The organism is Pseudoalteromonas sp. P1-8 (genome assembly GCF_001399985.1).
GTDB lineage: Bacteria > Pseudomonadota > Gammaproteobacteria > Enterobacterales > Alteromonadaceae > Pseudoalteromonas.
Genome location: NZ_LJSO01000007.1, coordinates 263,727 through 263,934, shown reverse-complemented (window position 1 = coordinate 263,934; position 208 = coordinate 263,727). Strand labels below are relative to the sequence as shown.

Sequence of the window (208 nt, the reverse complement as noted above, 5' to 3'; positions counted from 1 at the left end):
AGCTAACCTGTACTAATTGCCCGTGAGGCTTAACCATACAACGCCAAACGCGTTTTATGACAGCGTAACGAACAGAAGTTAAGTTACTAAAGTAGATTTTACTTGATATCAGAATTCCAGATTTATTAATTTGCTCAAAAGAGCGAATTAAAACCAAATTTGCTTGGTGACAATAGCGTTTTGGACCCACCTGACCCCATGCCGAACT

1 protein-coding gene is annotated in these 208 nt (G+C 39.4%); it reads right to left on the bottom strand.

Annotation, left to right across the window (positions count from 1 at the left end):
• Positions 1-208 (bottom strand): hypothetical protein (locus AN213_RS20425; RefSeq protein WP_236702922.1); only part of this gene is annotated, 208 nt, incomplete at both ends.